The sequence below is a fragment of the Mesorhizobium sp. M0960 genome, assembly GCF_040319055.1.
Classification (GTDB): Bacteria; Pseudomonadota; Alphaproteobacteria; order Rhizobiales; family Rhizobiaceae; genus Mesorhizobium.
This window is the reverse complement of the sequence record NZ_JAMYNN010000015.1, coordinates 25,489-48,569: the sequence shown is the minus strand read 5'-3', so window position 1 is coordinate 48,569 and position 23,081 is coordinate 25,489. Positions and strand designations below refer to the sequence as shown.

Here is a 23,081-nt window from a genome sequence, read left to right as displayed (position 1 = left end):
GCCGTTTTGGATCGTAGCAAGATGCGTCGTTCAAAAACGGAGACAATCGATATGAATGGGATAAATCAGGCAGTTAGTGGCGGCAGCGTATTCCGGGTGGACAAGTTTGTCGTTCCGGCCAACGCTCGCGAGGAGATTCTTGCCAAGGTCCGGATGACGCATGAATTGCTGCGCCAGCAGCAAGGGTTCGTCCAGGATTTCCTGCTCGAGCAATTCTCGGGGCCGGGGGAGTTCAACCTCGTGACCATTGTCGAATGGGAAGGGCAGGCCGCTGTCGATAAGGTCGTGCCGATCATCAAGGCCGCGCATGAGCGCATCGGCTTCAATCCTCAGGAGACCATTGCGCGACTTGGCGTCAGGGCCGATATCGCTAATTACCAGCGGATTCCCGCGGTGTAAGCTCTCTATGGCCAGCCTGCTCCCGGCGCGGTAGCCTCGATGCTGAGCACCTGGCCGGTACGGGCATCGCTGATCATATGTTCGAAGCCGCGCCATTCGGCGGCCACGATGAATAGCGTTTTTCCCTCGCTGCCGCCGAGCATGCAGGCAAAACAGCCGCGATCGACGTCGACGCTTTCGAGCATTGTGCCGCCCTCGCGCACCCGCACGCAATGCCTGTTCGGAACGTCGGCGTACCAGGCGGCACCTTCGGCATCGAGGCAGATGCCGTCGGGAAAACCGTTGCCAAGATTGGCCCAGACTCTCCGATTGGAAAGGTGGCCATCGGCAGCGATGTCGAAGGCGGTCAGCCGGTTGGCGTGGGATTCGGCAACGACAAGCGTCTTGTTGTCGGGCGTCACTGCCATGCCATTGGCGAAGGCGAGATTCTCAGCCACCTGCCGAGCCGAGCCGTCAGGTGCAACCAGCACGATGGTGCCGGGGCCGAAATGCTGGCCGGAAGCCGGAGCCGGCCCACCACCATTGACGTAGATGTTGCCGCGCCCGTCGACGACGATCTCGTTCCATGGACTCTTCGACAGATGTCTCAGATCGGCATGGGTGACCAATGTCCCGTCAGCCTCCTGCCTGAGGATCAGCCCTTCGCGGCCGGACACGACAAGCAGCCGCCCGTCCGGCAGCCAGTCGATGGAGTAGGGCAGGGTGGCCGGCACGATGAGCGCGATCTCGCTGTTGCCTAGGGCGTCAATGGCGATGATCTGGCCTGTGCCCCAGTTGCAGAACCACAGCCGGCCATCGTGCCAGCGAGGCGACTCGCCAAAGGCCAGACCGTTCATCACCACTTGCGCTTGCCTGGCTGCTGATTTCTGCATGGGCCGAGAACCTCCGGGTTTGCGCAAATCGTCACGGCCGAAAGGCCGATGAGAGGCGCTGTCTTGCCAAGGACGGGCGTGGGGGCTTCGTGCCGACAATCGCAATCAACATATTTCCGGTTGACCACTTCGGCAGTCCGGATGCTGCCAAGGACGCCCCTGAGGCGGCACGACCGCTAACACCCGACCGCCTGATTGTCGCGTTGCGGCGAAGGGGTGTTTCCGCTATTGAGGCCGGACTTGGAACCAAGGTTGCCCTCATCCCATGAGCCTCGTTGACACGATCAAAAATGCGTTCGTTCCGATCCATCGCGAGGGTTATCCCTTTATCGCTGCGTTCGGCGCGGCGACGCTTTTTCTTGGCTATTTCTCCTCGACCCTGTTCTGGATCGGTCTCATTCTGACCGCGTGGTGCGCTTATTTCTTCCGCGATCCCGAGCGTGTCACGCCGATCGACGACCGGCTGGTTGTCAGCCCGGCGGACGGCATCGTCTCGGCCGTCGGCCCGGCCGTGCCGCCGCGCGAGCTTGGCCTCGGCGGCGGCGAAATGACCCGCATCTCGGTATTCATGAATGTCTTTTCCTGCCACGTGAACCGCGCCCCGGTGCGTGGCCGCATTTCCAGGATCGAGCATCGGCCAGGAAAATTCCTTAACGCCGAACTCGACAAGGCAAGCACCGAGAACGAACGCAACGGGCTGGTCATAGAGAGCCCCAATGGCACGGTGGCTGCGGTGCAGATCGCCGGCCTGGTGGCGCGGCGGATCGTCTGCTGGGCCGAGACCGGCGGCGCCATCGGCACCGGCGAGCGCTTCGGGCTGATCCGCTTTGGCTCGCGCGTGGACGTATTCCTGCCCTCGACGGCGACGCCGCGCGTTGCCGTCGGCCAGACGGCGGTAGGCGGTGAGACGGTGCTGGCGGAATTCGGCGGCGTTGCCGCAACGCCGCTCGTGCGGATCTCCTGACCGGTGGCCCCGCCGTTCAAGAAATTCGAGGCGCATGGCGGCGGCGGCCCGCGCATCCGTGAAATCCCGATGCGCATGGTGCTGCCCAATCTGGTCACCGTGCTTGCCATCTGCGCCGGCCTGTCCGGCATCCGCTTCGGCTTCGAAGGCCGCTTCGAGCCGGCGGTGGTGATGGTACTGCTCGCCGCCTTCCTCGATGGTATCGACGGCCGCCTGGCGCGAATGCTGAAGGCGACCTCCAAATTCGGCGCCCAGATGGATTCGCTGGCCGATATCGTCAATTTCGGCGTGGCACCGGCGCTAGTGCTTTATGCCTTTCTGCTCGACAGGGCAGGTTCGCCGGGCTGGATCGCGGCGCTGCTGTTTACCATCGCCTGTGGGATGAGGCTTGCCCGCTTCAACGTGCTCGACGAAGAGCTCGACCGTCCGCAGTGGCAAACCGAATATTTCGTTGGCGTGCCGGCGCCGGCGGGTGCGGTGCTGGTGATGCTGCCGCTCTATCTGTTCTTCCTCAGGCTTGGCCTTGAACCCAGCCGCCTGGCGGCCTTCATTGCCACCGGCTTTACAATATTGGTGGCGTTCCTGCTGGTCAGCCGACTGCCCGTCTATTCCGGCAAGAGCGTCAGGATACCGGGCGACAGAGTGCTGCCGATCATCCTCGCAGTCGTCCTCTACGTCCTGCTTTTGATGACCTATCCCTGGTATACGCTGACGGCTTCGGTTGCCGGCTATTTGCTGTTTTTGCCATTCAGCGTGCGCGCCTATTCCAGACGCGCCAAGCGCGAAGGCGAGAAGGTGCCGTCCTCGGACATCGGCTGACAGATTTGGTGCCAATTTCGCACGCGGCGCTGTGGAACGCCCTTCAAAACCACGTTTTCGGAACTTGCTGGGCGCCTGACCGTTTGTGTCGGTAGGTCCGTTTGAGCGACTGCTCGTGATCGTCAACGTCGCGCAAGCTGCCGCATCGGGCCCAGAATCATCGGAATACGAGAAATGGCTGTCATCCTCATTGGCGCATTACTGACTGTCGCCGGCCTCGTATATATGGCGGTTGCAGCCATCATGCGCGGGCGGCTCAGTGAGCCGGCCGCTGTCTCCACCGCGCCGGATAGCCCGAGGCCCAATCTCGCAACACCAGGTCCGACTCTGGAGCCGCGGCGGCGCGGGCTCCGCTTTCTCGGCTTGTCACAGAATTGGCCGGGCCTGCTGATGATGGCCGTCGGCGTCATTCTGCTGTTATCGGTAGTGGTCCTCTAGAGTTTTGGAAAGGTCTGGAAAACCTCAGGCGGCAGCGCTCAGTCCCAGCCTCTCGAGCGCCAGCTTTCTTGTCGAGACATAGTCGGTCTTGCCCGAGCCCAGCACCGGGATTTCCTCGACCTTGACGATGTCGTTCGGTACCATCAGTTCGGCCGCCCCGGCCTTCTTGCCGAATTCGCGCAATTCGTCGGGATTGGCACTGTCGGCGGTGGTGACCAGGACGAGGCGCTCGCCGCGCCGTCTGTCTGGCACCGCCACCACGGCGTGATGCTCTTCCGGCCACAGCGACTGCACCAGCATCTCGACCGCACCAAGCGATACCATCTCGCCGGCGATCTTGGCGAAGCGCTTGGCGCGGCCGCGAATGGTGATGAAGCCTTCGCGATCGACCGAGACGATATCGCCGGTGTCGTGCCAGCCTTCGAGCGGCTGTAGCTCGCCCGGCCGATCGGCGGTCATGTAGCCCATCATCAGGTTCGGCCCGTCGAGCCACAGCCGGCCGGCGTCGCTAATGCCTTCGACCGGTTCGAGTTTCATGCGCATGGCCGGCAGCAGCCGCCCGACCGTGCCGTCGCGACCGTGGATGGCGGTGTTGACGGCAACCACCGGTGCGGCCTCGGTCAAGCCAAAACCTTCGATGATCTCGGCCTGGAAGCGTTCGCGATAAACCCGGCGCGTCTCCGGCTTCACCGCCTCGGCACCGGCGACGACAAAGCGCAGGCTGGAAAAATCGCCGTCCTTGGCGGTGCGGGCATAGTTGGCGAGGAACGTGTCGGTGCCGAACATCACCGTTGGCCGGACCTTGCGCGCCACCTCCGGAATAAGCTTGTAGTGGAGCGGTGAGGGGTAGAGGAACAGTTTTACGCCGGTGACCAGCGGCAAGATGGTGCCACCGGTCAGGCCGAACGAGTGGAACACCGGCAGCACGTTGAGCAGGATGTCGACCGGCGAGATGGTGATGCGGGCTTCGGCCTGCATGGCATTGGCAAGAAGGTTCCGGTGCGACAGCACAACTGCCTTGGGTGTGCCTTCCGAGCCGGAGGTGAACAGGATCACCGCCGGCTTGGCTGCATCCTGGCGCTGCAACGGCCATCGCCACAGCAAGGCGGCAGCGAGCTTGTCCAGCACGGTCACGCTTGCGCGAACATCCTCCAGCCACAGCAGTTTCGCTCCGCCCTTTTCCACCGCCTCGACTATGTCGGCGAGGTTGGCCTTTTCGACAAAGGCGCGTGAGGAGACCACGGTGCGGATCACCGCCGTGCGGATGGCGGCGGTGACGCTCGCTGGGCCGGCGGTATAGTTGATCATTGCTGCCACTCGCCCAGCCGACAAAACACCGACGAACGCCAGCACGAGGCCATTGGCGTTGGGCAGGAGCAGCCCAACCGCTTCGCTCGGCGCTGTCATTGCCTCGAAGCGGCGGCCCAAAACCCTGGCACCGATAAACATTTTCCGGTAGCTCAGCGCACCGCCGATGATGTCTTCGATAATTGGGTGCGAAGCGCCGACACGGTCGGCGGCGTCACGCATGGCAAGGAACAGCCCTCGGTCGAGATCACTGCCAAAAAGCCTGGCCTCGGCGAAGCGATCGAACAGCGCATTGGTATTGGAGGCCTGATTGGGGTTCCGCGCCACCAGCTCGGCGATGGTCATCGGCTGCAGCGCGCTGATCGACAGCTGCGGGAACCAGTGGCGCGGCGCCTTGTCTGCCGGCGTCAGCGACGCCGGCAGGCTGCGCGCGCCGGCAACGAAGATCGGCACGATGCGAGCGTCGGCCTGCATGGCGATACGGGTGATGGCGCGGAACAACCGAAACGACTTGACGTCGGGCTCGACCGCATTCGGCAGGTAAACGGCGAGCCGGCCCTTGCCCTTCAGCACCCGCACCAGTCTGCGGCTGACGAAGACATGCTCGGCGTTGAAGGCGATGGTGCGGCCAAGCTCGCGCCATGGTTCCAGCCAAGGCGATCTGGCCGAAGCCGGGTCGAGGATGTGCAGCGTGTCCTCCGGCAGCAGCGACAGCATCAGCGCCGGCTCGAGGCGCGACTGATGCCAGACGACGTAGATGATCGGGGCCGCCGACTTGCGGGCAATCTTGATGCGCTCGTCGTTGATGCGGTAGGCGAGCTTGAACGGCACGTAGAGCAGCGCCTGGCTCAAGCGCAGGCCGAGGCGGAACTTCTCCACCACGCCGATCAGCAGCCAGGCCGTGACAAGACCCGCAAGCAGCGCCAGTGTCAGGATCATCGCCGCATCTCCCAACAATCTCACGTCGCGGCTCTTCAGTGGCCGCTTCGGGTGAGAACCTAGCCGAAGTTGGATCAACGTCAATGCGGCTTCATTTTTCCGTCTCTCCTGCTATCAGTGGGCTCGGCTGCCTTCTCCACAAATCGCAGCTACGCCGCCTTCATCCTCCCGCTTATGAAGCGGAATTCCTGCGTCTTGCCGCCAAAGCCATACGCGGCCGCTGGCACTTCGTGCACGAGGGCATAGCTTTCCTCATGGATCTTGCCTAGCAGCCGGCCGAATGCGGCAAAAATTGCCTGGAGATAGGCCTCCAGTTCGAGCTTGGTGTTGGTGCCGTCGACGACCTTGATGTCGAGCCAAGCCGTGTTGGCGCCGTGCTGGGCCAGCGACTTGCCGCCGGCGAACCAGTGCTCGGGGTCGAGATAGGAAATCGCGACAGCTGTGATCGTCGCGTCCTTGCGCAGATGCGTGGCCGTCAGTTCGGTCACCTCCTTGGCAATAGCGGCGGACAAAGCGGCATCGGGCTTGCCGGTAACGCTGACGTTGATGATCGGCATGTTTCTTCTCCTCGGTTTCAAGCGGCGTCTCTTCGCCGTCGAGAAAATCATGCCATCGTCCTTGCGTCAGAAAAATCGAATTGTTTTTGATAAATACTTTGATATTGTCGAACTATGCAGGCGCTCGATCCCGACCTCCTCAAAACTTTCCTCGCTTTCGTCGATAGCGGCTCGCTGGCGCAGGCTGCGTCGATCGTCGGCCGCTCGCCGTCGGCGGTGACCGCGCAGATGCAGCGGCTGGAGGATGTAGTCGGCGAACCGCTGCTGGTGCCGCAGGGGCGAGGGCGTGGCCTGACGCCGGCGGGCGAGGATCTGGTCGGCCACGCGCGGCGCATTCTTGCTGCGCACCGCGAGGCGTGGCTGGCCCTCAAAGGGGCGCATGCCGATGGGCGCGTCGCCATCGGCACGACGCAGGATTTCGCCGACAGCGGCTTGCCGCAGCTTCTCAGGGCCTTCGCTGTCAGCCATCCGCGCGTCAGGATCGAATTGCGCGTCGGCCGCTCCGCCGAACTGGCGCAGGCTTTGCAAGCCGGCACCCTTGATCTGGCCATTGCCATGCGACAGGCGCCGACGCGGGACGAAGTCGGCGTGCTCAAAGAGCCAATGATCTGGCTTTGCTCACAAAACGGCTTGGCCACCCGCCAAGAGGAATTGCCCTTGGCGCTGCTCGATCCCCATTGCGGGTTTCGCGATGCAGCGAGCAGTGCACTGGATGCGGCCGGCCGCCGCTATCGCATTGCTGCCGGCAGTGCCAGCCTTGCCGGCCTGCGTACGGCGGTACACGCTGGCATCGCTTTGACGTTGAGGACGGCGCGCTTCGCTCATTCCGGCATCGTCGAGGCGCCGCGCGATCTTGATCTGCCGCCGGTGCCGGTCGCCGAATTCGCCATCCGCTTGCGTGAGGATGCCGACCGGCCGGCGCAGGATCTGGCCGCGTTGTTCAGCGGCAACCTGGGCTTGGCCAGTTGAGTCAGCAAAGAAAAAGCCGACCTTGCGGTCGGCTTCTGAGTAGGACGGGCCGAGGGGTTTGGGGGGACTTGGGGGTGGCCCGTCGCAGCCATAATGCCTGAGCCCGATGATGGTTCCATGACTTTTCAAAATTTATTTTCAGGCACGGATTTCGCGTGATCGGACCTCCAACTCGCCCTCGGGCGTGGCGAGGATTTTGGTCATGCATCCGCTGCGCGCTGCCTGGCCATCAGCCAGTCACGGCCGGCGTGAGCGAACACCGCGCAAAGCACGATTGCGCCGCCGACCATGCTGGCCGCCGGCGGGATCTCCGCCAGGAACAGGAAGGCGAACAGGATCGCGAATGGCACTTCGGCCGAACCCAGCAGTCCAGACTCGGCCGCCGGAATGAGCCGGGCGCCCTCCGTCCACAGGATCGAGGCAAGCGCGAACGAGGAGCCGAAGGTGGCTAGAAGCAATGCGTCCCTGGCCGAGACGGCCAGCGGATCGGTGACGAACCAGCCGAGCACGAACAAAAGGAATGCCGACACCGCACCCGCCCACACCACCGGCGTATCGCGGAAGGTGCGCACCATGATCATGTAGAGGGCGCTGCCGATCGTCATCAGCAGCGCCAGCCCGTCGCCGAACAGATGGCCGGTGCCGAAGCCCGACCAGACCATGATCGCCACCCCGCATAGTGACACGGCAGCGGCAGCAAGCGTCTGCAGCCGGAACGGTTCGCGGACCAACAGGAGGGCCAGCAGCGCGGTGACGAAGGGGGCGGTGGCATAGATGATGGCGACATTGGCGACAAAGGTGAACTTGAACGCCGAGATGAAGGCGATGCTGGCGAGCGCGCCCTCGATCGCCAGCAGCCAGCCGCGCCAGCCGAGCCGCAGGCTGTCGCGACCGCCGGAGCGCTGGCGGCGCCATAGCACATAGAGGCTGATCAGGATCGAGCCGACGAAGCCGCGCCAGCAGGTGATGGTCAGCGGGTCGGAATGGATCGATTTGGTCAGCACGCCGGTGAGGCCGAAGACGACCGCCGATGCCGAAACCAGGATGATGCCGAGGGTGCGTTCGCGGGCGCTTTCCACTGTGCCTGGCATATCCAGCGATTCCGTCATCTCACCAGCTTACGCTGCCCCGTCCTGACACCATAGTGTCAGCTTGATCGAGGCGTCATGCATCGAAACAGCAGACCGGCAGCCCCGGTGAACAGGCTGCCGGCGAAGCCCTTTCGCGGATTTCCAGGATGGCGATATCGGCCATATGTCCGGCGGCCTTACGAATGTGTTGCGAGAGAGGGTGTGAAGGCGTTGGATGCTCCCCGTATCGTCAGGCTATACGGGGCGAAGCCCTGCCAAGCGCTACGCCAGCGGGGACTTGCGTTTGGGGCAGCCGACACCGCCGTTAAGCAGCGAAGCCAGGCAACTATGGGAGGGAAATGAAATGGACGCGATCGCATTGAAGGCCATGCAGGTGCCGCTGAAGGAGGCCTATCGCGACGACGCCTCGCGCGCGCTGATTACTCTCCGCGCCAAAGGCTCGATCGACGACCAATCGATCGCCTGCAAGGTCGAGACAGGCAGGGCGATCGCCATTGCCGGGCTGCATCCGGCGACCGGCGGCACCGGGTTCGAACTCTGCTCCGGCGACATGCTGCTGGAGGCGCTGGTGGCTTGCGCCGGCGTCACGCTGAAGGCGGTGGCCACGGCGCTGGAATTCAAGCTTGGGGCCGCCACGGTGGAAGCCGAAGGCGATCTCGACTTTCGCGGCACGCTTGGCGTGGCGAGGGATGCGCCGGTTGGCTTCCGCGCCATCCGGCTGACATTCGGCCTCGACACCGACGAGCCGCAGGAGCGCATCGATGCGCTGATCAAGTTGACCGAGCGCTACTGCGTCGTGTTGCAGACCATCAGTCAGAAGCCGGAGCTGACGGTAAGCGCACGACGCTGATGTGCCAATCTCTCCCCCTCAAGGGAGGAGATGACGCTCCTACTGCGCCGACGGCTCCTCGGCGTCGCCCTCGTCCGCGAACGGCGAGGCACTCGGCACGCACTGCACCGACCAGCCGGCCGGCGTCGGCTGCTTCTGGTATTCGGTGACGGCGGAGGTGCACTGTTCGCGGGTGTCGAAGGTGCTGGGCAGCACGACCATGCCGCCTTGCGGGCCGGCGATCACCAGATACCAGACCAACGCTACGCTCGGTGCCGCCATGAGTATTTCCTCGCTCTGCTTGTTTTGGGAGTCGGTGCGATCCTAGCAACTCCGGCCAAGCGGCGAAAGTTGGGCCGAAGCGCGGCGTTAAGCCACGGCATCACAGCCGCGTGATGTCAGGCCGCTTACTCCGGCTGCCGGTAGGCGACAAAGCGGTTGTGCTTGGCCTGGAAGATCAGCCCCGTCTCCTTGAGCGCAGGGCTGGCCAACGGCACGATACGCTTGGCGATCTCCGAAGGGTGCGGCAGAGTCTCCGGATCCTCGCCGGGTACCGCCTGCGCCCGCATGGCGGTGCGCGTTGCCCCGGGATCGGCGGCGTTGACCCTGAGCGGCAGGTTTTCGGTCTCATGCGCCCACGAACGCGTCATGGCCTCGACCGCCGCCTTCGACGCCGCATAAGGCGCCCAGAAGGCGCGTGCGGAGTGGGCCAGGCTGGAACTCAGTACGATAGCGCGGCCGGCATCGGAGAGTCTCAGCAGCGGGTCGACCGAGCGGATCAGCCGCCATGTTGCGGTGACGTTGATGGTCATCACCTTCTCGAAGGTCTTTGCCTCGACATGGCCGATCGGAGCGATGACGCCGAGCACGGCGGCGTTGGCGACCAGTATGTCGAGCTTGCCCCAGCGCTCGTGGATGGCGCCGCCCAGCCGGTCGATCCCCGCCATGTCGGCAAGATCGAGCGGTACCAGCGTCGCCTGTCCGCCGCCTGCTTTGATCTGGTCGTCGAGTTCTTCCAGCCCTCCGACGGTGCGGGCAACCGCAATCACATGCGCACCGGCTGCGGCAAGCTCCCTGGCGATGAAATAGCCGATACCGCGCGAGGCGCCGGTGACGACCGCAACGCGGCCGGAGAGATCGAGGGTCATGCTTGAACTTCCATGAGGTCGGCGTGAAGCACCCCCCTCTGCCTTGCCGGGCATCTCCCCCTCAAGGGGGGAGATTGGCCCTCATCAGGCTCAGCGCCTGTTCTGCGACCGTCGCGATTGGCGAAAGTCGACAGTTCAGCCGATCTCCCCCCTTGAGGGGGAGATGCCCGGCAGGGCAGAGGGGGGTAACCTGGCGAAGACAAATGGCGATCCGGCAACCTTACGACCCGCCTGCCGCCAATAGCGACAGCGTGCGGACATTGTCGGAGCCTTCGAAATCGGCAAGCCGGGTCGGATACTGGCCGGTGAAACACGCGTCGCAGAATTGCGGCTGTTCGTTGTCGCGGCCGGCTTCGCCGACGGCCCGGTAGAGCCCGTCGATCGAGAGGAAGCCGAGCGAATCGACGCGGATGAACTCGGCCATCTCCTCCACCGACATGCGCGAGGCCAGCAACTTCGACTTTTCCGGTGTGTCGACGCCGTAAAAGCAGGAGGCGCGCGTCGGCGGCGAGGCGATGCGCATATGCACTTCCTTGGCGCCGGCATCGCGCACCATCTGCACGATCTTCTGGCTGGTGGTGCCGCGTACGATCGAATCGTCGACCAGCACCACACGCTTGCCTTCGATCATGCGGCGATTGGCGTTGTGCTTAAGCTTGACGCCCATGTGGCGGATCGAATCGCCGGGCTGGATGAAGGTGCGGCCGACATAGTGATTGCGGATGATGCCGAGCTCGAACGGGATGCCCGCGGCCTGCGAAAAGCCGATCGCCGCCGGTGTGCCCGAATCCGGCACCGGCACGACGATGTCGGCCTCGACCGGGCTCTCCAGTGCCAGCTCGGCGCCGATGCGCTTGCGTACCTCGTAGACATTGCGGCCTTCGACCGAAGAATCCGGCCGGGCGAAGTAGACATATTCGAAAATGCAGAAGCGGGTCTTCTGCGGCTCGAACGGGAACAGGCTCTCGATTCCCTTGCTGGTGACGACGACCATTTCGCCGGGCTTCAGGTCGCGCACGAAACGCGCCCCGATAATGTCGAGCGCACAGGTTTCGGAGGCGAGAATCCAGGCGCCGTCGAGATCGCCAAGCACCAGCGGCCGGATACCGAGCGGGTCGCGGCAGCCGATCATCTTCTTGGACGTCATTGCCACCAGCGAGAAGGCACCTTCGACCTGGCGCACCGCATCGATGAAACGCGAATTCAGGTCGCGCTCCTTGCTGGTGGCGACCAGATGCAAGAGCGTCTCGGTGTCGGAGGTGGAAGAGAAGATGGCGCCCTGCTTCTGCAGGGCGCGCTGAACGGTCATGGCGTTGGTGAGATTGCCGTTATGGGCGACGGCAAAGCCGCCATCGGCAAGTTCGGCGAAGAAAGGCTGGATGTTGCGCAAGCCAGCGCCACCGGTGGTGGCATAGCGTGTGTGGCCGATGGCACGGTTGCCTTGCAGGCTGTCGATGACACGCTGCTTGGTGAAGGTGTCGCCGATCAGGCCGACATGGCGTTCGACATGGAATTGGGTGCCGTCATAGGAAACGATGCCGGCCGCTTCCTGGCCGCGATGCTGCAACGCATGCAGGCCGAGTGTTACGATGGCTGCGGCGTCCTGCCGGCCGAAAATGCCGAACACGCCGCATTCGTCGTGGAAATGGTCGTCGGCTTCGGCGGAAAGCACGTCGTCTGCGTCTGCCACTGAGGCTGCCATTGGGGGCTCAAGCTCCGCTAAAGTCGCCATATAAGGTCATAGCGCATCGAAAGCAACGCACGTCGTGCGACGTTCACATGATCGACAGTCTCGAGGCGAGCAAGTCTGCCGAAATCAGTTTGCCGGCGCCGGGTTTGCAGGTGCCGGCGTCGCGGGCGCATTGTCGGCCGGCGGAGCGTCGCTGTCATCGGGTGCCGGAGCAGTGGCGTCGTCGCCGGCGGCAGGTGCTTCCGCTGCAGGCGCGTCGGGGGCCAGAGGCGTCTCGGTGGCCGGCCGATTCGGATTGAGCTTGTTGAGGATGGCGTTTTCCGGATCCTCGGGCAGCAGGCTTTCCAGCTTGGCACCGATCGATTCGAGCAGGGGCTTTGACTTGGCGTTGGCAATCCAGCCTGGAGCTTTGGCGCCGGCCAGCCAATTGAAAAACAGCAGTGCGACCGCGACCACCAGGATGCCGCGCGCCGCGCCATAGAGGAAGCCAAGTGTGCGATCGAGCGCGCCGATCCTGGAATCGATGATCCAGTCGGCGAGCTTCATGGTGATGACGGAAACGACGATCAGCGCGACAATGAAGACGATACCGGCGGCCGCCGCCATGGCTGCCTTTTCGTTGTCGATATAGGGCTGAATGTAAGGCAGCACCGGCTTGTAGAAGAAGAAGGCCGCCGCAGCGGCAACTGCCCAGGAGATGATCGACAGGATCTCGCGCGAAAAGCCGCGAACCATGGCGAGCATCGCCGAGACCAGGGTGAAGCCGACGAGAATTCCGTCAAGCAGCGTAATCGGCATGTTTTTCGCCCCGCTCCGATCTCTTTTTCACGACTCGACGAGCCGCATCAGTCTTGCTCGTCGGCGCGGCTGCGCCGAGAGCCGGCTATGCGCGCCACGAGATCGGCAAGCTCGGTGGGCTGGAAAGCGCCGGCTCCGATCCCCCCGGCCCCATTACCACCAACAAGTTCCTCGCTGCCCAAGGGCAGAACCGCGCTTCCGAAACCCAGCTTTTCGGCTTCCTTGAGGCGCTGCTGCGCATGCGCAACCGGCCTCACCGCCCCCGAAAGGCTGATTTCGCCGAAATAGACGCAATCGGCGGGAAGGGCAAGACCGGTGAGCGAGGAAACCAGTGCCGCCGCCACCGCCAGGTCGGCCGCCGGCTCTGAAATGCGGTAGCCGCCGGCAACGTTGAGATAGACGTCGTGCGTGCCGAAGCGAACGCCGCAATGGGCTTCCAGAACCGCCAGGATCATCGACAGCCGGGCGCCGTCCCAGCCGACGACGGCGCGGCGTGGCGTGCCGAGCGTCGAAGGTGCTACCAGCGCCTGGATCTCGACCAGCACCGGCCGTGTGCCTTCCATGCCGGCGAAAACCGCGGCACCCGGCGACTTCGCGTGACGTTCACCGAGGAAAAGCTCGGACGGGTTGGCGACTTCCCGCAAGCCCTTGTCCGACATTTCGAAGACGCCGATCTCGTCGGTTGGCCCGAAGCGGTTCTTGACCGTTCGCAGGATGCGGTAGTGGTGGCCGCCTTCGCCCTCGAAATAGAGCACCGCGTCGACCATGTGCTCGACGACGCGTGGGCCGGCGATCTGGCCCTCCTTGGTGACATGGCCGACCAGAACGATCGCCGCCCCTGTGGATTTTGCATAGCGGATCATCGCTTGGGCGGCGGCACGCACCTGGGTCACCGTGCCGGGCGCTGAATCGGCCATGTCGGTCCATAGCGTCTGGATCGAATCGAGAATGACCAGGTCCGGCCGCTTGCCATCGGCAATGGTGGCGAGGATGTCCTCGACGTTGGTCTCGGCGGCGAGTTCGACCGGGGTGTCGGCGACGCCGAGCCGCTGGGCGCGCAGCCTGATCTGGGCGACCGCTTCTTCACCGGAGACGTAGACGATGCGGTGGCCCTTTGCCGCCAGTGCGGCTGCAGCCTGGGTGAGCAGCGTCGACTTGCCGATGCCGGGATCGCCGCCGACCAAAAGCGCCGAGCCGCGCACGAAGCCGCCGCCGGTGGCGCGGTCGAGTTCGCCGATGCCGGAGACGATGCGCGGCGCGTCCTCGATGTCGCCGGAGAGGCTGGTCAGCACCACCGCGCGGCCCTTGCGGGCGTTGCGGGTGTTGGCCGGGCCGGAGCCGATGCCGCCCGACGTGCCTTCCTCGACCAGCGTGTTCCACTCGCCGCAGGCATCACATTTGCCGGCCCAACGCTGATGCACCGAACCGCAATTCTGGCAGATGAACTGGATACGGGATTTGGCCATCAGTTTATTGGTTCCAAGAGGTATTTGGGACGATCCCAGTAAACCGGCAAAGCATCTTCGATCGTATCGAAATGAGTGCGGCGCTGGCCGTTTCTCAGAGCCCAATTGTCGTATGCCGACCAACACGCATATCTGAACAGACCGACCGCGAAGTCGTTCTCTCGCCCGACTTCATCGTGCAACGTCTCCAGCAATCTCATAAGGGCAGTCGAGAGGCGACGATCATTGAGCCGGTGCATCAAAAGGAATGCGCACCCGATCGCCGCCAGAGAGGTGTCGTGCCGAGTTTCGTCCAACGAAAGGGCCAAAAAACTCAGCAGATCGTCGATGTCAGCTGTCGCTCCCAATTTCCAAACTCGATAAAGACCGGTCACTGCCGCGCTTCGCGTATAGTCTTCGACATGCTTGGCAAGGAATTTCCTCACCAATTCAACGTTCTCGGGCGTAGGTTCGCTTGAGTAGCAGAACACCAGCAAACCGGCGTGCGATTCCGTGCGAGAAATTGACCGGGCAGATCTCAAATATTCAGTGAGTTGCGCGCGTTCATCCTCGGAGATGTTATACTCTTCGAATTTTATCCTTTGGTAGATATCGCTAAAGTCCAATCGGCTGCTCCGCGACAATGCCTACTCGAACCGATCCGGCAAATGATGCTCTTCCGCAAGGTCCGAGAAGCGGGTGAATTCGCCCTGGAAGGCGAGGCTGACCGATCCCGTTGGGCCGTGGCGCTGCTTGGCGACGATTACTTCGGCCTTGCCGCGCATCTCGTTCATCTCGTGTTCCCACTTGATGTATTCGTCGGTGCCCGGCTTCGGCTCGCGGTTTTTCAGATAATATTCCTCGCGGTAGACGAACAGCACCACGTCGGCGTCCTGCTCGATGGAGCCCGATTCGCGCAGATCCGAAAGCTGCGGGCGCTTGTCGTCGCGGCTCTCGACCTGGCGCGACAGCTGCGACAGCGCGATGATCGGCACCGCCAACTCCTTGGCCAGTGCCTTGAGCCCGGTGGTGATCTCGGTGATTTCCTGGACGCGGTTTTGCGATGATTTCGCGCTCGATCCCTGCATCAGCTGGATATAGTCGATGACGATGACGTCGAGGCCGCGCTGGCGCTTCAAGCGACGCGCGCGGGCGGACAGCTGAGCGATGGAAATACCGCCGGTCTGGTCGATGAACAGCGGGATTTTCTGCATGGTCTGCGAACAGGCGACGAGCTTTTCGAAATCCATCTCGCTGATCTCGCCGCGGCGGATTTTCGACGACGGGATTTCGGTCTGTTCGGAAATAATGCGGGTGGCGAGCTGTTCGGATGACATTTCGAGCGAAAAGAAGCCGACGACGCCGCCATTGGCCGCCTTGAACGAGCCGTCGGCCTGCTGCGCCGGGACATACGCCTCCGCGATATTGAAGGCGATGTTGGTGGCGAGCGAGGTTTTACCCATGCCGGGGCGGCCGGCAATGATGATCAAGTCGGACGACTGCAGGCCGCCCATGCGACGGTCGAGGTCGCGCAAGCCGGTGGCGACGCCCGACAAATGCCCGTCGCGCATATAGGCGGCATTGGCCATGTCGACCGCCGTCTTGACAGCGTCGGTGAAGCTCTCGAAGCCGCCGTCGTAGCGGCCGGTCTCGGCCAGCTCGAACAGCCGCCGCTCGGCGTCCTCGATCTGGTCGGAGGGCGACATGTCGACCGGCGCGTCATAGGCGATGTTGACCATGTCCTCGCCGACGGTGATCAGCGCGCGGCGCGTGGCCAGATCGTAGATGGCGCGGCCATAGTCGGTGGCGTTGACGACGGTGACGGCCTCGACCGCCAGCCGCACGACATATTGCGCCACCGTCATGTCGCCGACCTTCTCGTCGGCCGGCAGGAAGGTCTTCAGCGTGATCGGCGTCGCGATCTTGCCCATGCGGATGAGCTCGGCCGCGACCTCGAAGATATTCCTGTGCAACGGCTCGTAGAAATGGCCAGGCTTCAGAAAGTCGGAGACGCGATAGAAGGCATCGTTGTTGACCAGGATGGCACCGAGCAGCGCCTGCTCGGCCTCGATGTTGTTCGGCGCCTCGCGATAGAGCGGTGTTTCCGCCACGCCGAATTTTCGTGCTGCCTCTGCCATGATGTCCCCGGTCCTGATCCCGGTCTCTCGATATCAGAACGAGACAAGTCGGTGATGACTTATCTGCATCAGTCCCCAACCAACCAACTTTGATGCCCGCGATTCACAGCCAAGATACTTCGGTGGAAAGAATCTCGATTGACTCGAATCAAGATGGCGAGCCTAACCGTTCTTGGGCGAGAACAAAACAGGAAAATAGCTGCCGATCATTCCGGCAAGGCGTCACCCCAGTCCAGTCGCCGCGCGGCCTTGAACGTCTCGCCGTCGCGCTTCGTGAACAGTCGCTCGGCGGCATGACCATCCTGTTGGCAAAGCTTCAGCAAGACCTTGCCGGAGCCCGATTTCGGTGGTGCGATCACCCGCGCGCGGGGCGGAGCGGCCGGATGACGGGAAGCGGCGACAAAGATGAACTTTTCGTCCTCCCACGGCACCTCGGCATCCTTGGCCAGACGGTGCAGGCGCGAGCGGGCGACGCGGCGGGCGAAATGGCACCAGTCGGGAGCGACAAGTGGGCAGGGCGCCTCATGCGGGCAGGGCGCGAGCACGTGCGCCCCCGCCTCGATCAGCTGCCGCCGCACGGCAAGGATGCGCTGCCAGCCGGCCGGCGTGCCTGGCTCGACGACCAGCAGCGTGTCGGCGGTCAGCTGCCAGAGCCGGTCGATTAGTTTTGCCAGCGATGCCGGCGCGATCTCATCCAGCACATAGGCCGAAGTCACCAGCTCGGCCGGCTCCAGATCGACCAGGTCGATGGTGACGTCGCCGGTCAGCCAGGCGGTCTTGGCATGGATTGTCTCGGCGGCAAGCGCCTCGCCGACCCGCCGCACCGCGGCACCGGCCTCGAGCAGCACTGCCTGTTCGAGATCGGGCCAGAGATCGATTGTGGCCCAAAGCACCGTGCCAGGGCCGGCGCCGACATCGAGCAAGGTCTTCGGAGCATAGTCGGGCCGAGACTCGCCCACCGCATCGAGGCTGGCACGGACGGCCGCATAGGTCGCCGGAAGCCGCGTTGCCAGATAGGCCTTAACCGCCATTTCTTCGGCCATGTGCAGGCGGCCATCGCGCAACTCGGCGCGGTAGCGGTCCGACAGCGTCTTGGCCGCTTGCTTGATCATCGGCAACGGCACCTGTTCGAGAAGGCGGTCGACGCCTTGTCTAAGCGGGGCGGGCAGTTCCATGGCCTACGCAGCCCGAGGTGCGAGCACGATGACCGAGGCGCCAATGATGCACATCGTGGCACCGGCAAGATCCCAACTGTCGGGGTGCACGCCTTCCGCCAACCATAGCCAGACCAGCGAGGCGGCAATGTAGATGCCGCCATAGGCGGCATAGGCCCGGCCCGCCGCACTGGTGTCGACAAGCGCCAGCAGCCACGCGAATAGCACCAGTGAGACGAGACCGGGCGCCAACCACAGCGGCGACTTATCCAGCCGCCACCACGCCCAGAACGAGAAGCAGCCGGCGATCTCGGCAAGTGCGGCGGCGACGTAGAGGAGGTAGGTCATGAAAAAAGGTCCCGCGTTGACGAGACCTTTTTCAGCGTGCCAGCCGGCAATGGCAAGCGGCAATGGCGCGATCGCCGGCAGTCTACTCCGGATCCGCCACCTTGCGGCGGCGAGTGGGCTTGGCGGCAGGAGCCTTTTCACGACGTCCAAGATCGCGCATCTCCAGCGCCTTCTCGCAACTGGCCATGTAGTCGCGCGTCACCGGCAGCGTGTCGTTCTTCTTGGCAATCTGGATCTGGAAGATCACCAGATCCTGCCATCGGAAGGCAGCTTCCGAGGCGGCAAGATAGAACTCCCACATGCGGCAGAAGCGCTCGTCATAGATCGCCTTGGCCTTGTCGCGGTTGGCGGCAAAGCGCTCGCCCCAATGCTTCAGCGTCTCGGCATAATGCAGCCGCAGAACCTCGATGTCGGTGACGACGAGCCCCGACTTTTCGATAGCCGGCATCACTTCGGAGAGCGACGGGATATAGCCGCCCGGGAAGATGTATTTCCGAATGAAGGCGCTGGTCGCCCACGGCACACCGGAACGGCCGATCGTGTGCAGCAGCATGACACCGTCCGGCTTCAGCAGCGTCGCCGACTTGTCGAAGAAGGTACGGAAATGATTGACGCCGACATGCTCGAACATGCCGACCGAGACGATGCGGTCGAAACGCTCATTGAGCTCGCGATAGTCCTTGAGGTCGAAATGCACCCGGTTTTGCAGGCCTTGCGCGTGCGCGCGGTCGGTGGCGACGCCGTGCTGCTCGGTCGACAGCGTCACGCCTTGCACGTCGACGTCGAACGCCTTGGCGAGATAGAGGCCAAGCCCGCCCCAGCCGGAGCCGATGTCGAGTACCGTCTGGCCCGCTTTCAACCTGAGCTTGGCGGCGATGTGGCGCTTCTTGGCTGCCTGGGCCTCATCGAGCGTCATGTCCGGCTGCTCTAAATAGGCGCAGGAATACTGCATGTCTTCATCGAGGAAGAGGCGATAGAGGTCGCCCGACAGATCGTAGTGGCGCTGCACGTTGCGGCGCGCCCGCGACGCCGTGTTGATCTGCTGCAGGCGCCGGAAGGCGTGGCGCAGACCCTCGATCGCCTTCGACCAGGTGGCATCGATGCCGCCGCTGCCCATGTTCTGGAACGCAATGCGCATCACCCCCAGCGCGCCGCCCTCGATAATGTCGAGTTCACCGTCCATGTAGGCTTCCGGCACCGCCAGCATCGGATCAAAAGTGATGGCGCGCTCGGCATGCCTTGTCTTGATGTGCATGTGCACCGGCTCGCCGCTGCCGTCACCAAAAGTCACCATCGAGCCTTGCGGCCCTGTCACCTTGAGATTGCCTGTGCGGACCAGGCGGTCGAGAACGCGCTTAAGCAGAATATTCATGACCAATTGTCCCCTCTCGGCCAGACATGCTGTCCTATTCTGCATCAAGATATAGGGATTCGAAAAGTTCCATTTGGCATAAAAATGCCCGGGTGCGAGGCCCGGGCATTGGTCCAGATAGGTATTAGCCGACGAATGCCGGCGAACAACGATCAGCCGTTGTCTTCGCCGCCCTCGAACTCCGCGTTCGGATCGAAGAAATTTTCCGGCCGCGCATTGTCGTTGATGTCTTCGCCGTAGATGGCTTCGGCGGTGGTCAGCGTTTCGCCCTTGGCCTGGCGCTCGGCTTCGTCGGCCGTGCGGGCAATGTTGAGCGTGATGGTGACCTCGACTTCCGGGTGCAGCGCGATCGCCACGTTGGTGACGCCGATGGTCTTGATCGGCTGATTGAGAAGGATCTGGTTGCGGTTCACCGAAAAACCCTCCGCCGTCAACAGCTCGGCGATGTCGCGCGTCGACACCGAACCATAGAGCTGACCGGTCTCGCCGGCCGAGCGCACGGCGATGAAGCTCTTGCCGTCGAGCTTTTCAGCAATCTGCGCGGCCTCGGACTTGCGCTCCAGGTTCCGAGCTTCGAGCTGGGCGCGCTGTCCCTCGAACTTCTTCTTGTTACCTTCGTTGGCGCGCAGCGCCTTGCCCTGCGGCAGCAGGAAATTTCGGGCGAACCCGTCCTTGACCCTGACGGTGTCGCCCATCTGGCCGAGCCGGGAAACGCGTTCGAGAAGAATGACTTCCATGGTTTTGTTCCTTCGGTTGGGCGCCTATCCTCAGGATCGGCGCCGAATTGTCTGGAACAGGTCAGGAAGCTGGGGCGTCGCCGCCTGTGTCGCTGTCCTGCCTGTCGCGGCAGTTAGGATCTCTTGTCGAAATCCAACCCGGGATTTGGTGTTCGATCCAGCTACGCCCGTCGTGGCCGGTGAAAAAAGCGGGCGGCGAACCGCCCGCTGGCTAGACCATGATCCCGAAAAGTGAAAACCGGTTTTCGGATAAGATCATGGTCAACTAATCAGTCTTAGCGGACCACGTAGGGCAGCAGGCCGAGGAAGCGGGCGCGCTTGATCGCCTTGGCGAGTTCGCGCTGCTTCTTCTGGCTGACGGCGGTAATGCGCGACGGCACGATCTTGCCGCGCTCGGAAATGTAGCGCTGCAGAAGCCGCACGTCCTTGTAGTCGATCTTCGGCGCGTTGGCGCCGGAGAACGGGCAAGTCTTGCGGCGACGGTGGAAGGGGCGCCGGGTTGGGATCTGGTTGATGTCGACCATTATTCTGCGGCTCCTTCAAAGCCTTCGCGCGGACGGCGCGGGCCACGATCGGCACCCCCATCGCCGAAGCTGCGCGGCGGACGATCACCACGGTCACCGCGATCGCGGTCGCCGAATGAGCGCGGGCCACGATCGCCACGGTCGCGGTCGCCGAAGCCGCCGCGTTCCGAGCGCTCTTCGCGCTTCTGCATCATTGCCGACGGGCCTTCCTCATGCGCATCGACCTTGATGGTCAGGAAACGCAGCACGTCCTCGGACAGGCCCATCTGGCGCTCCATCTCATTCAGCGCGGCCGGCGGGCAGGTGATGTCCATGAGTGTATAATATGCCTTCCGGTTCTTGTTGACCCGGTAGGTGAGGGACTTCAGTCCCCAGTTCTCGACCCGGCCGACGGACCCGCCATTCGCGGTGAGGACGCCCTTGTACTGTTCGACAAGTGCATCGACCTGCTGCTGCGAGAGGTCCTGCCGGGCAAGAAACACATGTTCGTATAGAGCCATAGTGTTCGTGCCTTTCTTCGTTTCTCTCCCGGTTCCCGGCGGCAAAAGCCTCTGCAACTTCTCTGACCCGCAATCCTTGCGAAGACGGGGAAGAAAGGAGCATGACGAGACGGTCGAGAGCGGAGACACGGGAGGCGGAAGCGCTTCTGGCTCCACGCGAAGGTTTCGAAAACCTCCGGCCCTCCGTTCAGCCCCCAGCAAGGACCGGCAGATTGCGGGCGTCTATACAGGAATTTGACCGCAAAGCAAGGCCAAACGACAGGCCAAACGGCTCGACTAGCGCCCTACCTTCCAGAGCACAACGGACCTCGATGGCAAGGTTTTACGGATTTCCTGAAACCTGACCTTAACCATCATGCGAAGTTCCCCGTGCCGGCGGGCGTGGTGGCAACCCGCCGTTCATCATGCGAATGCAAAACGAAACAGTTCGCGCGCGGCCGCCAGCAAGGCGGTTTGGGGGTAAAATGCTGTTCGACAAGTTCTGCCGTTCGAAGAGCGGCAACTTTGCCCTGATGCTGGCGTTCGGGTTGCCTGCGGTTCTGACGGCCGTCGCCTTTGCCGTGGACGTGTCCACCTTGATGAGGGCCAAGGTCAGCTTGCAGAACGCGCTCGATGCCGCGAACCTTGCATCTTCGCATCTCGGCGACATCGAGGCCACGCGCAAGGACGTGTTCGACCGCTATTTCCAGACCAATGTCGCCGGCCACAGCGAGTTGAGGAACGCCGAAGCGACGCTTACCGTCGAAAGGGGCCTCAATTACATCCAGACAAAGGCTGTCGCCGCGGCGGACGTCAACTTGAACTTCGCTTTCCTGTTCGGCAACGACAAGCGCATCACGGTCGATGCTGGCGCCGTCGAATCGACCAATCAGCTCGAAGTCGTACTGGTGCTCGACAATACCGGGTCGATGGCCAGCAACGATCGCATCGGCGCATTGCGGACGGCGGCGACGGGCTTGATCGATATGCTCGAAGCCGCGAAGTCGCCGACACGCAGCGTACGTGTCGCAGTGGTGCCGTTCGTCACCGCGGTCAACGTCAAGGGCGAGGACTACGATCCGTCCTGGATCGACATGGCCGGCAAATCGCCGAACAATGGCGCCAATTTCCCCTTGGTCGGCGGCAAGCGCATCACCCATATGGACCTGTTCAAGCAATTGGGCGTCGAATGGAGAGGCTGCGTCGAGGCGCGGCCCGGAACCAACAATGTTTCCGACATTTCGCCCGACCAAAACAAACCGGACACCCTGTTCGTACCTTATTTCGCGCCGGACGATCCAGGTAACGCCAAAAATCCGAACAGCTCCTATGGCAATTCGGCGACCGGCTACAATAATTCCTATCTCGACGATACGGTTATCACCCTGCTTCCCGGCCTCACCGGCGACATCGCGAAGTACAGTGTTTCGACGATGAAGCTGATCAACGACAAGAAAGGCCCCCTGACCATCGGCCCAAACCGGGCCTGTCCGACGCCGATAGTGCCGCTGACCGACGATTTCGACAAATTGCGTAAGGCCGTCAGTGAGATGATCGAATGGAACGGCTCGGGGACCAATGTTTCGGAAGGGTTGTCATGGGGGATGCGGGTACTCTCGCCGGAACCGCCCTACAGTGACGGCGCGCCGTTCAGGGCGTCAGGCACGACCAAAACGGTGCTGCTGCTCACCGACGGCGAAAATGTTGTCTATGGCGCGAAGGATACGCCACAGAAGTCGGACTATGGCTCTTACGGGTTCCTGGCTTCGGGTCGGTTCGGATCCAGCGACCAGACCGCGGCCGCGCGCAATGTCGACGACTGGACAACCAATGTCTGCAACACGTTGAAGAAACAGGACGTGCAGATCTTCACAGTACTGCTGCAGGCCGACACCGCAGCCAACCGCAAGCTCTACGAGGCCTGCGCGTCGTCGCCGTCGGATTATTACCCGACCAACGACGTCAGTCAGCTCGAAAGCGTCTTCCTGAAAATCGGAAGCTCGATCTCGCAACTGCACTTGACGAACTGAACGACGTCAGTCGCCCAACGGCCGTTCCGCCGC

General features: G+C 63.0%; 24 protein-coding genes. 7 read left to right on the top strand and 17 right to left on the bottom strand.

The genetic code is table 11. The features are described from left to right. Positions 1–51 precede the first annotated feature (51 nt). Positions 52–399 (top strand): hypothetical protein, encoded by a 348-nt coding sequence (locus NKH63_RS23300; protein ID WP_023719849.1) that lies wholly within the window; start codon positions 52–54, stop codon positions 397–399. A gap of 5 nt (positions 400–404) precedes the next feature. On the opposite strand, the gene NKH63_RS23295 is transcribed toward NKH63_RS23300, so the two are convergent. Then, complete coding sequence (locus NKH63_RS23295; RefSeq protein WP_352481832.1) at positions 405–1,271, bottom strand: SMP-30/gluconolactonase/LRE family protein; 867 nt, start codon at positions 1,269–1,271, stop codon at positions 405–407. 265 nt (positions 1,272–1,536) lie between these two features. Here NKH63_RS23295 and NKH63_RS23290 point away from each other — a divergent pair, with 265 nt between their 5' ends. The 3 genes from NKH63_RS23290 to NKH63_RS23280 all read left to right on the top strand — a co-directional run bounded on the left by NKH63_RS23290 (position 1,537) and on the right by NKH63_RS23280 (position 3,492). Beyond that, positions 1,537–2,235 carry a phosphatidylserine decarboxylase gene (locus tag NKH63_RS23290; protein WP_023719847.1) on the top strand — a complete coding sequence of 233 codons (699 nt, stop codon included), beginning with the start codon at positions 1,537–1,539 and terminating at the stop codon, positions 2,233–2,235. Positions 2,236–2,238: 3 nt separating this feature from the next. Beyond that, positions 2,239–3,054 (top strand): CDP-alcohol phosphatidyltransferase family protein, encoded by an 816-nt coding sequence (locus NKH63_RS23285; protein ID WP_023719846.1) that lies wholly within the window; start codon positions 2,239–2,241, stop codon positions 3,052–3,054. 174 nt (positions 3,055–3,228) lie between these two features. Beyond that, positions 3,229–3,492, top strand: a complete 264-nt coding sequence (locus NKH63_RS23280; RefSeq protein ID WP_023719845.1) for a hypothetical protein — start codon at positions 3,229–3,231, stop codon at positions 3,490–3,492. Positions 3,493–3,516: 24 nt separating this feature from the next. Here NKH63_RS23280 and NKH63_RS23275 read toward each other — a convergent pair whose 3' ends face one another. Together NKH63_RS23275 and NKH63_RS23270 are read right to left on the bottom strand one after the other, a co-directional pair. Next, the gene (locus NKH63_RS23275) at positions 3,517–5,739 is read right to left on the bottom strand and encodes an AMP-binding protein (protein WP_352848718.1); all 2,223 of its coding nucleotides are present in this window, start codon (positions 5,737–5,739) and stop codon (positions 3,517–3,519) included. Positions 5,740–5,888: 149 nt separating this feature from the next. After that, positions 5,889–6,296 (bottom strand): tautomerase family protein, encoded by a 408-nt coding sequence (locus NKH63_RS23270; protein ID WP_352481829.1) that lies wholly within the window; start codon positions 6,294–6,296, stop codon positions 5,889–5,891. Between the two features lie 114 nt (positions 6,297–6,410). On the opposite strand from NKH63_RS23270, the gene NKH63_RS23265 reads away from it, so the two are divergent. Continuing rightward, positions 6,411–7,265: a LysR substrate-binding domain-containing protein gene (locus NKH63_RS23265; protein WP_352481827.1), complete on the top strand. Its 855-nt coding sequence runs from the start codon at positions 6,411–6,413 to the stop codon at positions 7,263–7,265. A gap of 200 nt (positions 7,266–7,465) precedes the next feature. Here the strand turns inward: NKH63_RS23265 and NKH63_RS23260 are convergent, their stop codons facing one another. Further along, positions 7,466–8,356, bottom strand: coding sequence for a DMT family transporter (locus NKH63_RS23260; RefSeq protein ID WP_352481826.1), 891 nt, complete (start codon positions 8,354–8,356; stop codon positions 7,466–7,468). 343 nt (positions 8,357–8,699) lie between these two features. On the opposite strand from NKH63_RS23260, the gene NKH63_RS23255 reads away from it, so the two are divergent. Then, positions 8,700–9,206: an OsmC family protein gene (locus tag NKH63_RS23255; protein ID WP_352481824.1), complete on the top strand. Its 507-nt coding sequence runs from the start codon at positions 8,700–8,702 to the stop codon at positions 9,204–9,206. A 39-nt stretch (positions 9,207–9,245) separates the two neighbouring features. Here the strand turns inward: NKH63_RS23255 and NKH63_RS23250 are convergent, their stop codons facing one another. The 13 genes from NKH63_RS23250 to rpsF all read right to left on the bottom strand — a co-directional run bounded on the left by NKH63_RS23250 (position 9,246) and on the right by rpsF (position 21,039). Next, the gene (locus NKH63_RS23250; protein WP_023719840.1) at positions 9,246–9,467 is read right to left on the bottom strand and encodes a hypothetical protein; all 222 of its coding nucleotides are present in this window, start codon (positions 9,465–9,467) and stop codon (positions 9,246–9,248) included. Between the two features lie 125 nt (positions 9,468–9,592). Next, positions 9,593–10,333 carry an SDR family NAD(P)-dependent oxidoreductase gene (locus NKH63_RS23245; protein WP_352481823.1) on the bottom strand — a complete coding sequence of 247 codons (741 nt, stop codon included), beginning with the start codon at positions 10,331–10,333 and terminating at the stop codon, positions 9,593–9,595. A gap of 220 nt (positions 10,334–10,553) precedes the next feature. Further along, a complete protein-coding gene (gene purF, locus NKH63_RS23240) occupies positions 10,554–12,035 on the bottom strand; it encodes an amidophosphoribosyltransferase (RefSeq protein ID WP_036244955.1) in 1,482 nt (493 codons plus the stop codon). A 114-nt stretch (positions 12,036–12,149) separates the two neighbouring features. Further along, positions 12,150–12,821, bottom strand: a complete 672-nt coding sequence (locus NKH63_RS23235; RefSeq protein WP_352481821.1) for a CvpA family protein — start codon at positions 12,819–12,821, stop codon at positions 12,150–12,152. 47 nt (positions 12,822–12,868) lie between these two features. Next, on the bottom strand, positions 12,869–14,287 hold the full coding sequence (radA, locus tag NKH63_RS23230; RefSeq protein ID WP_023719836.1) for a DNA repair protein RadA: 1,419 nt from the start codon (positions 14,285–14,287) through the stop codon (positions 12,869–12,871). Further along, positions 14,287–14,892, bottom strand: coding sequence for a hypothetical protein (locus NKH63_RS23225; protein WP_352481820.1), 606 nt, complete (start codon positions 14,890–14,892; stop codon positions 14,287–14,289). The genes radA and NKH63_RS23225 overlap by 1 nt, the downstream gene beginning before the upstream one ends. A 21-nt stretch (positions 14,893–14,913) precedes the next feature. After that, complete coding sequence (locus NKH63_RS23220) at positions 14,914–16,404, bottom strand: replicative DNA helicase (protein ID WP_352481818.1); 1,491 nt, start codon at positions 16,402–16,404, stop codon at positions 14,914–14,916. Positions 16,405–16,610: 206 nt separating this feature from the next. Continuing rightward, positions 16,611–17,579, bottom strand: a complete 969-nt coding sequence (locus NKH63_RS23215) for a small ribosomal subunit Rsm22 family protein (protein ID WP_023719834.1) — start codon at positions 17,577–17,579, stop codon at positions 16,611–16,613. 3 nt (positions 17,580–17,582) lie between these two features. Continuing rightward, positions 17,583–17,906, bottom strand: a complete 324-nt coding sequence (locus NKH63_RS23210; protein WP_023719833.1) for a YnfA family protein — start codon at positions 17,904–17,906, stop codon at positions 17,583–17,585. An 82-nt stretch (positions 17,907–17,988) separates the two neighbouring features. Further along, positions 17,989–19,278 (bottom strand): cyclopropane fatty acid synthase, encoded by a 1,290-nt coding sequence (locus NKH63_RS23205; protein ID WP_352918882.1) that lies wholly within the window; start codon positions 19,276–19,278, stop codon positions 17,989–17,991. Between the two features lie 152 nt (positions 19,279–19,430). Further along, positions 19,431–20,015: a 50S ribosomal protein L9 gene (gene rplI / locus NKH63_RS23200; RefSeq protein ID WP_352481815.1), complete on the bottom strand. Its 585-nt coding sequence runs from the start codon at positions 20,013–20,015 to the stop codon at positions 19,431–19,433. A 275-nt stretch (positions 20,016–20,290) separates the two neighbouring features. Further along, complete coding sequence (rpsR, locus tag NKH63_RS23195; RefSeq protein ID WP_006203718.1) at positions 20,291–20,539, bottom strand: 30S ribosomal protein S18; 249 nt, start codon at positions 20,537–20,539, stop codon at positions 20,291–20,293. Further along, the gene (gene rpsF, locus NKH63_RS23190) at positions 20,539–21,039 is read right to left on the bottom strand and encodes a 30S ribosomal protein S6 (RefSeq protein ID WP_352481813.1); all 501 of its coding nucleotides are present in this window, start codon (positions 21,037–21,039) and stop codon (positions 20,539–20,541) included. The genes rpsR and rpsF overlap by 1 nt, the downstream gene beginning before the upstream one ends. Before the next feature lie 464 nt (positions 21,040–21,503). On the opposite strand from rpsF, the gene NKH63_RS23185 reads away from it, so the two are divergent. Further along, positions 21,504–23,048 (top strand): pilus assembly protein TadG-related protein, encoded by a 1,545-nt coding sequence (locus NKH63_RS23185; RefSeq protein WP_352481812.1) that lies wholly within the window; start codon positions 21,504–21,506, stop codon positions 23,046–23,048. The last annotated feature ends 33 nt before the right edge of the window (positions 23,049–23,081 follow it).